Consider the following 11,376-nt stretch of genomic DNA (forward strand, 5'->3'; position numbering starts at 1 on the left):
GATGGCGGCAGTCAGGGTAGTTTTACCATGGTCAACGTGGCCGATAGTACCGACGTTAACGTGTGGTTTTGTGCGTTGAAACTTTTCTTTAGACACGGCTATATTCCTTACTCTTATGCTCTCCCCCATTGGAGAGAGCACGGGATATTAATTTTAAACCCTTAATGCTTATTTAGCTTTACGGGCTTCGATAATGGCCTGAGCAACGTTGTTCGGTGCTTCATTGTACTTCAGGAACTCCATGGAGTAAGAAGCACGGCCCTGAGTCTGTGAACGCAGATCAGTAGCATAACCAAACATTTCAGACAAGGGGACCTGCGCACGAACGGTTTTGCCGGTCGCGGTGTCTTCCATGCCGTCAATCATACCGCGACGACGGTTCAAGTCACCGATTACGTCACCCATGTAGTCTTCAGGCGTTTCAACTTCGACTTTCATGATTGGCTCCAGCAGAACTGGTTTCGCTTTCATGAAGCCTTCTTTAAACGCCATGGAACCTGCGATTTTGAACGCCATTTCAGAGGAGTCGACTTCGTGGTAAGAACCATCGAAGGCGGCAACGCGGACGTCAACAATCGGGTAACCGGCCAGAACACCGCTTTTCAGCTGTTCCTGAACGCCTTTATCCACCGCAGGGACGTATTCCTTAGGAACAACACCACCGACGATTTCATTGACGAATTCGTAACCTTTACCACCTGGTTCCATCGGTTCGATACGTAACCATACGTGACCGAACTGACCGCGACCACCGGACTGGCGAACAAATTTACCTTCCTGTTCGACCGTGTTGCGGATGGTTTCGCGATAAGCTACCTGCGGTTTACCTACGTTGGCTTCAACGTTGAATTCGCGACGCATACGGTCAACGAGGATTTCAAGGTGAAGTTCGCCCATGCCCGCGATGATAGTCTGGCCAGACTCTTCATCAGTCCATACACGGAAAGACGGATCTTCCTGTGCCAGACGGCCCAGAGCCAGACCCATTTTTTCCTGGTCAGCTTTGGTTTTCGGTTCAACGGCAACGGAGATAACCGGTTCAGGGAACTCCATACGCTCAAGGATAATCGGTTTGGCCTGGTCACACAGGGTATCACCTGTGGTTACGTCTTTCAGACCGATGGCTGCAGCGATATCGCCAGCACGAACTTCCTTGATTTCTTCACGTTTGTTGGCGTGCATCTGAACGATACGACCGAAACGCTCACGCTTGTCTTTCACGGAGTTCAGTACAGTATCGCCCGAATTTACCACACCTGAGTAAACGCGGAAGAAGGTCAGGTTACCAACGAACGGGTCGGTAGCAATTTTAAATGCCAGCGCGGAGAACGGCTCGTCGTCGCTTGAATGACGCTCAGCGTGAGTTTCGCCATCTTCCAGCACGCCATTGATAGACTCAACGTCCGTCGGCGCCGGCAGATACTCGATAACCGCATCCAGCATCGCCTGGACACCTTTGTTCTTGAATGCAGAACCACAGGTAACCAGGATGATTTCGTTATTCAGCACGCGCTGACGCAGACCCGCTTTGATTTCAAGCTCGGTCAGTTCTTCGCCGCCCAGGTATTTGTCCATCAGCTCTTCAGAAGCTTCCGCTGCGGACTCGACCAGGTGCTGATGCCATTTCTCAGCCAGTTCAGCAAGCTCAGCCGGGATCTCTTCATAAGTGAAGGAAATACCCTGATCCGCTTCGCTCCAGTTGATAGCTTTCATTTTCACCAGGTCGACAACGCCAGTGAATTTTTCTTCTGCGCCGATAGCCAGCTGAATCGGAACCGGGTTAGCGGCCAGACGGGTTTTCAGCTGCTCAACAACGCGCAGGTAGTTAGCGCCCATACGGTCCATTTTGTTAACGAACGCGATACGCGGAACTTTATACTTGTTGGCCTGACGCCATACGGTTTCAGACTGTGGTTGCACACCGCCTACCGCACAGTAAACCATGACCGCACCATCAAGAACACGCATGGAACGTTCTACTTCGATGGTGAAGTCAACGTGTCCCGGGGTGTCGATGATGTTGATGCGGTGGGCATCAAACTGTTTGCCCATGCCTGACCAGAAACAGGTGGTCGCGGCGGAGGTAATGGTAATACCACGTTCCTGCTCCTGCTCCATCCAGTCCATAGTGGCTGCGCCGTTATGGACTTCACCGATTTTATGGTTTACACCGGTGTAGAACAGAATACGTTCAGTAGTGGTAGTTTTACCGGCGTCGATGTGTGCACTGATACCGATATTACGATAGCGTGCAATAGGTGTTATACGAGCCATTTGTATCCTCGATTACTGGGGCGTTCGTTCAAATCTCGCTACCCAAGCGGGCAACTGTTGAAGCGCCCGCCTGGTTAGCATAACTACTGAAGGTAATTACCAGCGGTAGTGGGCGAACGCCTTGTTGGCATCTGCCATACGGTGAACGTCTTCACGTTTCTTAACAGCAGTACCTTTGTTCTCTGCTGCATCGGAAAGCTCGTTCGCCAGACGCAGAGCCATTGATTTATCACCGCGTTTACGAGCAGCTTCAACAATCCAGCGCATTGCCAGGGCATTACGACGGACCGGACGAACTTCTACTGGCACCTGATAAGTAGAACCACCGACACGGCGCGATTTGACTTCTACAGTCGGGCGCACGTTGTCCAGCGCTACTTCAAAAGCTTCCAGATGGCCTTTACCTGAACGCTGAGCCAGGGTCTCCAGCGCGGTATAGACGATTGCTTCTGCGGTAGATTTCTTACCATCTACCATCAGGATGTTGACAAATTTCGCCAACAGCTCAGATCCGAACTTAGGATCCGGCAGGATTTTACGTTGACCAATGACGCGACGACGTGGCATGGGATAACTCCGTTGTTAATTCAGGATTGTCCAAAACTCAATGAGTTCTTTGACATTAAAAGTAAAAATGTTTGGCCTTACTTAACGGAGAACCATTAAGCCTTTGGCTTCTTCACGCCGTACTTGGAGCGGCTCTGCTTACGGTCTTTAACACCTGAGCAGTCAAGCGCGCCACGAACGGTATGGTAACGCACACCGGGAAGGTCTTTTACACGACCGCCGCGGATAAGGATTACGGAGTGTTCCTGCAGGTTATGACCTTCACCGCCGATATAGGAGGTAACTTCAAAACCGTTAGTCAGGCGAACACGGCAAACTTTACGCAGTGCGGAGTTTGGTTTTTTCGGGGTGGTGGTATATACACGGGTACATACGCCACGTTTCTGCGGGCAGGCTTCCAGCGCCGGAACGTTGCTTTTTGCAACCTTCATGGTGCGTGGTTTGCGTACCAGCTGATTAATCGTTGCCATTCAATAAAGCTCCTGGTTTTTGCTTCGTAAACACGTAATAAATCGCCTCGTTATGCCGCAAGGCAAAGTACGAGGACGCAGAATTTTATGGCTCATAGGTGAGGGTGTCAAGAAATATACAATAATCCCGCATTACCAAGCCATTTGCTGACGGTGTTTTACCGTCAGCTCAACAAACTCATTATAGCTTACCAGCGCGACATTGTCTGAAAAATGAGCAGCCAATCCTCTGGCTTCTACATCGTTTTTGAGGGCATACAGGCCTAGCGGCGTCTGGCATAACTGCGCCAATGCCGCGCAATCCTTAAGCCCAGCCATGACACCATCCTGTATTAACAGCAGATCATCGCCCTCGGCGACAATGCGCAGGAGAGGCTCAAGACTGCATTGGAACGGGGAAAGACGTAAAGTATGAAGCATATGGGTCCCGACTCCGCTCAGAAAGTCACTATCCGGTCATAGCCGGACAACTGCTGCCGCCATTCGACAGGCGGCAGGATGCGGGCATCCAGCACCCATTGCGTTACCGAGGCCAGGCCGCGTTCTGCGAGCGATGCCGCACAAATATAGCATTGATCGATGTCATAAACGGGTAATACGCCGAAGGTGGCGATAAAATTGCGGGCGAGGATCTTTTCCGGCTGCTGCTCAGGCAACAGGCACAGAACGCCATCCGCGATAAAAAAGACGCCGATTTCATCGGTCAGAGCAGAGAAGGCCAGTACCGCATCCAGTCCTTCTCTGCCGGCGGCGATACCATGCGGCGCGTGGGTGAATACCACGGCGATCCGGTTCATGATGCTACCTTAAAACTGGACAAAGCGATCACTTTCAAGCAAAGACTGGGCCAGCGCGCCGAGACCACTCAGGGTAAATCCCGGCTGCAGGTTGTCGCCAACCAGTGACAGCGCCCGCGCTTGATGGCTATCAGTCACGCCGCGCCGCAGCGCCGCCGCCACGCAAATATGCAGTCCAATCTGATGGTCGTGGCCGAACTGCTGCCACTCGCGCACCATATCCACTTCATCGGTAGCCGGAGCGCTGAGTCGGTTGCCGTTAAGTACACCGTCCTGATAAAAGAAGACTTGATGGATGCAGTGACCGCAGTCCAGCAACGCCCTGGCGAACTGCAATGCGCTGGCTGACTGCTGTGACCCATAGGCAGGGCCGCTTACCATCAGGCAGTAGGATAAACTCACCGGTCCAGACCCAAAAAGTCACCGCTTTTAAACTGGCGGATGTACAGATAGACCGTGTGTTTGGAAATATTCAACCGATCGGCGACCTGATTGATGGCGTCTTTAATGTCGAAAATGCCCTTCTCATAAAGATTGAGTACGATCTGCCGGTTCTTGGCATTGTTGGTGACGCTGCGATCGGCATTGACCTCTTCAATAGTGAATTCAAGCGTCTGGGCTACCAGATCGTCTACCGAAGAAGCGAAATTGACCGAGGGTGGATTCTCCTGTGTCTCCGGCGGAATGAAGGTCTGCATAATTTGTGAAAAAGGCACATCCAGATTCATATTGATGCACAGCAGGCCAATGACCCTTTTTTCCCGGTTACGGATGGCAATCGTGACTGATTTCATCAGCACGCCGTTTTTAGCGCGGGTAAAATAGGCCCTTGAGACACTGGTATCTTCATCAGCCATATCATGGAGCATCCGCAGCGCCAGGTCTGAAATGGGTGATCCTACCTTGCGCCCGGTGTGTTCGCCGTTGGCAATCCTGATTGCGGAACACTTCAAATCTTCGAGGGAATGCAGCACGATTTCACAATGTTCGCCGATAAGCATCGCCAGGCCATCCACTACGGCCTCATAAGACTTGAGTATTTCGTGATCGACGGAACTGAACGGCCGTTCATCCATTAAATCAAGCTCGCTGAACTCATGGCTCGGAAGAGAACTAGACATGTGAGTTTACCACCCGTTAAACAGAGCCTGTCTCGACATGGTTGGGCAGACTCAGCTTCTAAATATATTATCTGGGCGCTAGTCTAGCAAATCAGAGAAAAAACTGTCCTGGTGTCAGGCCGGTTTTTTACAACCAGATCACTGTTCTGTCGAATAAAAGCAATATTAGCCCTAAATTAAGTGATGACATTCACATTTACCGCTTATGCGCTTTCCGGCGAATAGCCGTCAGCATCCGCCGGGAAAGCGAATAATTCCCTTTTTACCTCGCCATGAGCGGTGCGATTTACGTTAGTGTCCGCACCCTGGGGCCGGGTTATCGCCATCTTGTACTGCAGAGGCGAATGTCCCAGCACGCGCTTGAAAGCCGTGGAGAATGCACTTATCGATTCGTAGCCCAAGGACAATGCCAGCTGTGTAATCGGTTCAGCCGAATGTTCCAGCCGATCGCAGGCCAGCAACATACGCCAGCGGGTCAGATACTGCATTGGCGTCTCGCCCATCACCGCGCGAAAGCGCGTGGCAAACAGCGTCCGGGACATTCCGGCCTCTAAACCCAGCCCCTGTATTGTCCAGCGCCGAGCGGGTTCGGCGTGCATCATCTGCAGCGCACACCGCAAACGCTTATCCGCCAGCGCTGCCAGCCAGCCGGTCTCCAGCGTACTCGCATTGGCCAGATGGGACCGCAGCGCCTGCACCAGCATCATGTGCGCCAGATCCTGCACCAGCGCATGGGTGCCGGGCATTGCCTGGCGCAATTCCTGCCTCATCCGTTCAACGGCCCATTGCAGCGCGGCCTGTTCGGTTTGCCCGCTCAGGTGCACCACCGGCGGCAAAAGGCCCAGCAGCAATTCCGCCTGGTTATTGTTCACCGCAAAACGCGCGCCCGCCAGCGAGAAAGTCTTCCCGGTTCCCAGCACCACCGTACCGCCCGGGCCGGCCGCAGGAAATAGCGTGGAGGCATTGACTGCAGGCAACGACAGGTCGCTGGCCAGCCTGAATGGCCGCCCGCGAGGCAGCACGAAGGCATCTCCCTGTTGCAGGCGTATCGGCTGTTTAACGCCATCGACCGCCATCCAGCAAACGCCGGCAAGGATGCAGTAACATTTGATCTGGCCGTGCTGGTGAGCAAAGTCGACTGACCAATCGCCGCCAGCGATGAAGCCCGATGAAATCGTTGCTCGGGGACGCAACAGCGAAAGCAGGTCGGAAAGAGGATCCATGACACCACCGAACGATCGATAAAATAATAAGGACTATAAACGATGAATCGTTCAAACCGCAAGGATTGGGATCACAGCCTAGACGTCATCGCGGCCAGCAGACTCATCTTTATGTCGTGTGCGCCCGCTGAAATAAAAGCGGCCTCCGTTAACAGGAGGCCGCTGAGAGGCGACGTTGCCGTTTATCGGCAGTCATTCTCTGCCGGGGTGCCGCAAAAGGTTACTGATTGGTTTCGGCGGCAGCGGGTTTGCCGTCAGCAGGTTTTTCACTCTGCGCTGGCGTGGCTTTGATATCCAACAGTTCTACGTCAAATACCAGGGTAGAGTTGGCAGGGATGCCGGGCACGCCGGTTTTGCCATAGGCCTGTTCTGGCGGGATGACCAACTGAATCTTGCCGCCTTTCTTGATTTGCTTCAGGCCTTCGGTCCAGCCCGGAATAACGCCGTCAAGACGGAATGACAGCGGCTCGCCACGTTTGTAGGAGTTGTCGAATTCAGTACCGTCGGCCAGGGTGCCTTTATAGTTCACAACCACGGTGTCGCTGTCGGTCGGCGCTTTGCCAGTGCCGGCTTTCTCAACTTTGTACAGCACACCGTTTTCAGTTTTTTTCACGCCTTTCTGCTTGGCGTAGTCGGCGCGGTATTTATCACCCTTGGCGGCGTTTTCTTTGGCTTCCTGCTCCATTTTGGTCTGGGCAGCCTGCTTAACGCGGGCTTCAAAGCCCTGCAAGGTAGTCTCAATTTCCTGATCGGAAAGTTTGCTCTGATTGGCAAAGGCATCCTGGACACCTGAAATCAATTGGTTTTTATCCAGTTTGACGCCCAGTTTTTCCTGCTCTTTAAGCGAGTTATCCATGTAGCGGCCAAGAGAAGCGCCCAACGCATAAGCCGCCTGGTCTTCGCTGCTCTTAAATTTGTCCGAGCTTGCAGTGGCCGGTGCATTGGCCGGAGTCGTCGCTGCGGTACCCGCTGTGGCACTCTCCGCTGCCATAACCTGTGACGAAGCTAAGGTAAGCGCCATAGTGGTTGCTAGCAGCGTGATGTTAAACAGTGATTTCATCCATTTCTCCATATCCTGGGTTATCGCTTCCCAGATTCGATACCTAAATTAAGCAGACACTATAGCTGCGCGGGCAATCACAACACAATCTCTATACCTGTCGATTGAGTCTAACTGGGACTTTTTTTGCCACAAGAAGTTTCCTTTAAAAATTGATAGCGTTGCATATGCGTTTGGATTGCCTGGCGGATTATCGCTTAATACGCGCAATATCCATGATTTACGGGTAGAATTGCCCAAGAACAGCATCGGTTACATTAACCTAGGATAAAGATTGGCGATTTGTCTGAAAAGAGAGGTGAACACAATGGAACTTTCGGTACTCGAGCATCGATTAGATGAGTTGGAAGGCCGCTTGGCATTTCAGGAAGTAACCATAGAAGATCTCAACCAGACCCTGGTGGCGCATCAGCGAGATATCGGCAGGCTGCAGGAGCAGTTGCGCTTACTGTCGGAAAAACTGCGCAATCAGCAAAGCTCGATCATTGCGTCGCAATCTGAAGAAACCCCTCCCCCTCATTACTGAAAAAAGGGGCGCATCACTGCGCCCCTTGCTGTCTGATTAATGGCAACCACAACCGCCGCCGCCACAGCCGCCTTTCTTGTGCTCATGGTCGTGGTCATGGCCATGTCCGCCACAGCAACCGTCGCCGTGTTCATGATCATGGTCGTGATGATGATCATGCTCGCCATGCACATGGCCGTGCGCAAGTTCTTCAGCAGTGGCCTCGCGGATAGCCATAACCTCTACGTTAAAACGCAGGTTCTGGCCGGCCAGCATATGATTGCCGTCGACAACCACATGGTCGCCATCAACTTCGGTGATTTCGACCGGTACCTGGCCCTGATCGGTTTCCGCCAGGAAGCGCATGCCGACTTCCAGCTCATCCACACCCATAAAAACATCCTTGGGTACGCGCTGAACCAGGTTTTCGTCATATTGGCCATAGGCGTCATTGGCACCGACGCTGACATCGAATTTGTCGCCGACGGCTTTGCCGTCAAGGGCATTTTCCAAACCTGAAATCAGCGAGCCGTGACCATGCAGATAGTCCAACGGCGCGCTCACCGGAGACTCATCAACCAATACACCATCTTCTGTACGTACCTGGTAGGCCAGGCTGACCACCAGATCTTTTGCAACTTTCATGATATCTCCTACCGTTGGAAACGAAATTGGCGCAGATTCTAACGAAAAACCACGCCCTTGTATCCTTCAGCATAAAAAAATAGCGTCAATAACGCTACTCGGGATGGAAAATACCGATAATCTGATCCGGCGCCGGGTGCTTTTCACCGAGTGCGATAGACGTCTGGCGTTGGGTAAAGCCGCACGCCACACAGATGACACTTTCGATATTATTGTCCAGCCACACTGCCAGGGTATCGGCACTCTGGCAGGAGGGACAAACGGCACCGGCAATAAAACGCTTACGCTTTGCCGTCATAATTTTTATCTCCTGCATGTTCGTGCTCATCCCAGCCGTCCGGTTGCCGGCGCTCCGACTGCATCTCGCGCTGGAAAATATCTTCCAATTCCCGGCGCGCTTCCTTAAGACGGGATATATGGGCTACGTCACCCTGTAATTGTGGCATCAGCTCACGCAGCATACGCATATCCAGCCGGCGAAAATGCTGCTGGGCCCGATGTGCTTGATGGGGATGCATTCCCAATTCAAGCAGCGTTTTGCGTCCCAGCTCGAGCGCGCTGGAAAAGGTTTCACGCGAAAATTGCGTCACGCCGGCCAACAGCATCTCATGGGCTTCAACACGCCCGCGAGCCCGGGCCAGAATCCTGAGATGCGGAAAATGCTGCTGGCACAGACGCACGATAACCATATTATCCTCCGGCGTATTGGCGGCGATGACAATGGCTTTGGCTTTTTCCGCCCCCGCCGCCCGCAGCAGTTCCAGCTCGGTGGCATCACCGTAATAAACAGTATAGCCGTAACTTCGCATCAGGCTGACTACTGCAATATCACGTTCCAGCACCGTGATACGCATTTTATTCGCCATCAGCAAGCGGCCGATAACCTGTCCAAAGCGGCCAAACCCAACGATAATCGCCTGCGGTTCGTCGTCTTCGACATGGGGCGTTTCTTCGTCTTCATCCGGGGCGTTATAACGCCGCACCAGGATACGGTCAATCAATTGCATCAGCAGTGGCGTGGCCATCATCGACAGCGTGACCGTGACCAGCAGCAGTGACAGCATGTCCGGCGCCAGGATCTTCTGGGCGGCGGCGGCGGAAAACAGCACAAAGGCGAACTCTCCGCTCTGGCTCAGCACGCCGGCAAACTGCAGCCTGACGGAGCGGCGTAATCCCAGTCCCCGGGCCAGCGCATACAGCACCGTCCCTTTAACCGCCAGCAGGATAACCAGTCCTGCCAGGACGGTAAACAGATGGACATACAGAATGCCCAGGTTAAGCGCCATCCCAACCGAAATAAAGAACAAGCCGAGCAACAGCCCCTTGAAGGGTTCGATGGCGATCTCTAGCTCGTGGCGATACTCGCTTTCAGCCAGCAATACACCGGCGATAAAGGTGCCGAGCGCCATGGACAGCCCCAGCATATCCATGAACAGCGCAGACCCCAACACCAGCAATAAAGCGGCGGCGGTAAAAACCTCACGGACGTTGGCCAGGGCAATATAGCGAAAAAGGGGTCGCAGCAGATAGCGGCCGCCAACCAGCATAACAGCGAACGCAATGACTTTGAGACCGATACGCATCCAGTCACTGGGTTCCTGGCCGCCGCTGGCCAGCAGTGGTATCAGCGACAGTGCGGGTATGACCGCCATATCCTGAAACAGCAGCACCGAGAAGCCGAGCTGTCCACCCTCGTTACGGTTCATGCCCTTATCGCGCATCAGTTGCAGAGCCACCGCGGTAGAGGACATGGCCAGCCCGATACCGCCAATCAGCGCCGATTGCCAGGGGGCATGGGTCAGGTAGAGCAGTCCGCCAAGTATCGCAGCGGTGATCAATACCTGGGCGGCGCCGGCACCGAAAATCGAACGCCGCAGTTGCCAAAGTTTGGAGGGATTCAGCTCAAGGCCGATGATAAACATCAGAAACACGACGCCAAGCTCAGAGAAGTGCAGTATTTCATCCACATCGCGGATAAACCCCAACCCCCACGGACCGATGGCGATACCGGCTACCAGGTAACCAATGACCGCCCCGACGCCAAGCCGCCGGGCGATCGGTACGGCGACAACGGCGGCAAACAGAAAAAGCACCACGGCGGTAAGAAATGACGGACTGCTACTTTCCATGTGGCATTCCTTTATCCCGGGCAAAGGGGTTGCTCAGCCAGTGATGATATTCACCTGCATGCCATGCGAGCCGGTCCGGCTGCTGGCGCCGGGCCCAGTAGATAATCATCGGGGCGATCCACATCATGTGGCAAAGCGAGGCGGTGAGTTCAAAAGGGCGCAATATGTCTTCCATGCTGCATCTGCGGCTGCCGGTTACCGGGTACATTCTTTCAGGCTCGCCGGTGGTAATTACCGAACGCCAATATTTACCGGCCAGGGCACTGCCGCCGCTGCCGTTGGCGAAACCGCGCGCCAGCACCCGGTCCAGCCACTCCTTGAGCAGTGCCGGGCAACTATAGGTATACAATGGATGCTGGAAAACGATAATGTCGTGCTCGCGTAAAAGCTGCTGCTCAGCATGAACATCGATAAAGAAATCCGGATAATGCCAGTAAAGATCATGTACCGTAACATGCTCCAGCGAGTTAGCCGCACTGAGCAAGACCCGGTTGGCCACCGACGCCTGAGGTTCAGGATGGGCGTACAACAGTAAAATTTTCGGTGGTTGCGGGATCAATTCCCCTCCAAAGCGTCGTCAGGCCG

At 53.6% G+C, this 11,376-nt stretch carries 15 protein-coding genes; 1 reads left to right on the plus strand and 14 read right to left on the minus strand.

Going from position 1 to position 11,376, the window contains the following annotated elements; all coding sequences use genetic code 11:
- The 10 genes from EDC52_RS15045 to fkpA all read right to left on the minus strand — a co-directional run.
- The coding region (locus EDC52_RS15045) for a GTP-binding protein (RefSeq protein WP_230468069.1) at positions 1-96 on the minus strand (96 nt) is incomplete at its 3' end.
- A 72-nt stretch (positions 97-168) separates the two neighbouring features.
- Entirely contained in the window at positions 169-2,274 is a 2,106-nt protein-coding gene (gene fusA / locus EDC52_RS15050; RefSeq protein WP_131866329.1) for an elongation factor G, read from the minus strand.
- 96 nt (positions 2,275-2,370) lie between these two features.
- A complete protein-coding gene (gene rpsG, locus EDC52_RS15055) occupies positions 2,371-2,841 on the minus strand; it encodes a 30S ribosomal protein S7 (protein ID WP_011412093.1) in 471 nt (156 codons plus the stop codon).
- 95 nt (positions 2,842-2,936) lie between these two features.
- Positions 2,937-3,311: a 30S ribosomal protein S12 gene (gene rpsL, locus EDC52_RS15060; protein WP_131866331.1), complete on the minus strand. Its 375-nt coding sequence runs from the start codon at positions 3,309-3,311 to the stop codon at positions 2,937-2,939.
- A 132-nt stretch (positions 3,312-3,443) separates the two neighbouring features.
- Positions 3,444-3,731 carry a sulfurtransferase complex subunit TusB gene (gene tusB, locus EDC52_RS15065; RefSeq protein WP_131866333.1) on the minus strand — a complete coding sequence of 96 codons (288 nt, stop codon included), beginning with the start codon at positions 3,729-3,731 and terminating at the stop codon, positions 3,444-3,446.
- Positions 3,732-3,748: 17 nt separating this feature from the next.
- Positions 3,749-4,108 (minus strand): sulfurtransferase complex subunit TusC, encoded by a 360-nt coding sequence (gene tusC, locus EDC52_RS15070; RefSeq protein WP_131866335.1) that lies wholly within the window; start codon positions 4,106-4,108, stop codon positions 3,749-3,751.
- Between the two features lie 9 nt (positions 4,109-4,117).
- The gene (tusD, locus tag EDC52_RS15075; protein WP_268990377.1) at positions 4,118-4,510 is read right to left on the minus strand and encodes a sulfurtransferase complex subunit TusD; all 393 of its coding nucleotides are present in this window, start codon (positions 4,508-4,510) and stop codon (positions 4,118-4,120) included.
- Positions 4,507-5,229, minus strand: coding sequence for a helix-turn-helix transcriptional regulator (locus tag EDC52_RS15080; protein ID WP_131866337.1), 723 nt, complete (start codon positions 5,227-5,229; stop codon positions 4,507-4,509). The genes tusD and EDC52_RS15080 overlap by 4 nt, the downstream gene beginning before the upstream one ends.
- 203 nt (positions 5,230-5,432) lie before the next feature.
- The gene (locus EDC52_RS15085) at positions 5,433-6,452 is read right to left on the minus strand and encodes an AraC family transcriptional regulator (RefSeq protein WP_131866339.1); all 1,020 of its coding nucleotides are present in this window, start codon (positions 6,450-6,452) and stop codon (positions 5,433-5,435) included.
- A 220-nt stretch (positions 6,453-6,672) separates the two neighbouring features.
- Entirely contained in the window at positions 6,673-7,512 is an 840-nt protein-coding gene (gene fkpA / locus EDC52_RS15090) for an FKBP-type peptidyl-prolyl cis-trans isomerase (RefSeq protein ID WP_131866341.1), read from the minus strand.
- Positions 7,513-7,819: 307 nt separating this feature from the next.
- On the opposite strand from fkpA, the gene EDC52_RS15095 reads away from it, so the two are divergent.
- Positions 7,820-8,038, plus strand: coding sequence for a protein SlyX (locus EDC52_RS15095; protein ID WP_131866343.1), 219 nt, complete (start codon positions 7,820-7,822; stop codon positions 8,036-8,038).
- A 36-nt stretch (positions 8,039-8,074) separates the two neighbouring features.
- Here the strand turns inward: EDC52_RS15095 and slyD are convergent, their stop codons facing one another.
- The 4 genes from slyD to kefG all read right to left on the minus strand — a co-directional run bounded on the left by slyD (position 8,075) and on the right by kefG (position 11,347).
- A complete protein-coding gene (gene slyD / locus EDC52_RS15100) occupies positions 8,075-8,662 on the minus strand; it encodes a peptidylprolyl isomerase (protein ID WP_131866345.1) in 588 nt (195 codons plus the stop codon).
- 94 nt (positions 8,663-8,756) lie between these two features.
- On the minus strand, positions 8,757-8,960 hold the full coding sequence (locus EDC52_RS15105; RefSeq protein WP_131866346.1) for a YheV family putative zinc ribbon protein: 204 nt from the start codon (positions 8,958-8,960) through the stop codon (positions 8,757-8,759).
- Positions 8,944-10,791 (minus strand): glutathione-regulated potassium-efflux system protein KefB, encoded by a 1,848-nt coding sequence (kefB, locus tag EDC52_RS15110; protein ID WP_131866348.1) that lies wholly within the window; start codon positions 10,789-10,791, stop codon positions 8,944-8,946. The genes EDC52_RS15105 and kefB overlap by 17 nt, the downstream gene beginning before the upstream one ends.
- Positions 10,781-11,347, minus strand: a complete 567-nt coding sequence (kefG, locus tag EDC52_RS15115) for a glutathione-regulated potassium-efflux system ancillary protein KefG (protein WP_165911737.1) — start codon at positions 11,345-11,347, stop codon at positions 10,781-10,783. Before kefG ends, kefB begins: the two co-directional genes overlap by 11 nt.
- Between the last annotated feature and the right edge of the window lie 29 nt (positions 11,348-11,376).

It is taken from the genome of Biostraticola tofi, from assembly GCF_004343195.1.
Classification (GTDB): Bacteria; Pseudomonadota; Gammaproteobacteria; order Enterobacterales; family Enterobacteriaceae; genus Biostraticola; species Biostraticola tofi.

Coding starts and splice junctions, on each gene's coding strand:
- tusC (WP_131866335.1), bottom strand. CDS start 4,108: ATGAACCGGATCGCCGTGGTATTCACCCACGCGCCGCATGGTATCGCC.
- EDC52_RS15080 (WP_131866337.1), bottom strand. CDS start 5,229: ATGTCTAGTTCTCTTCCGAGCCATGAGTTCAGCGAGCTTGATTTAATG.
- kefB (WP_131866348.1), bottom strand. CDS start 10,791: ATGGAAAGTAGCAGTCCGTCATTTCTTACCGCCGTGGTGCTTTTTCTG.
- fkpA (WP_131866341.1), bottom strand. CDS start 7,512: ATGAAATCACTGTTTAACATCACGCTGCTAGCAACCACTATGGCGCTT.
- slyD (WP_131866345.1), bottom strand. CDS start 8,662: ATGAAAGTTGCAAAAGATCTGGTGGTCAGCCTGGCCTACCAGGTACGT.
- tusB (WP_131866333.1), bottom strand. CDS start 3,731: ATGCTTCATACTTTACGTCTTTCCCCGTTCCAATGCAGTCTTGAGCCT.
- rpsG (WP_011412093.1), bottom strand. CDS start 2,841: ATGCCACGTCGTCGCGTCATTGGTCAACGTAAAATCCTGCCGGATCCT.
- fusA (WP_131866329.1), bottom strand. CDS start 2,274: ATGGCTCGTATAACACCTATTGCACGCTATCGTAATATCGGTATCAGT.
- EDC52_RS15085 (WP_131866339.1), bottom strand. CDS start 6,452: ATGGATCCTCTTTCCGACCTGCTTTCGCTGTTGCGTCCCCGAGCAACG.
- EDC52_RS15095 (WP_131866343.1), top strand. CDS start 7,820: ATGGAACTTTCGGTACTCGAGCATCGATTAGATGAGTTGGAAGGCCGC.
- EDC52_RS15105 (WP_131866346.1), bottom strand. CDS start 8,960: ATGACGGCAAAGCGTAAGCGTTTTATTGCCGGTGCCGTTTGTCCCTCC.
- rpsL (WP_131866331.1), bottom strand. CDS start 3,311: ATGGCAACGATTAATCAGCTGGTACGCAAACCACGCACCATGAAGGTT.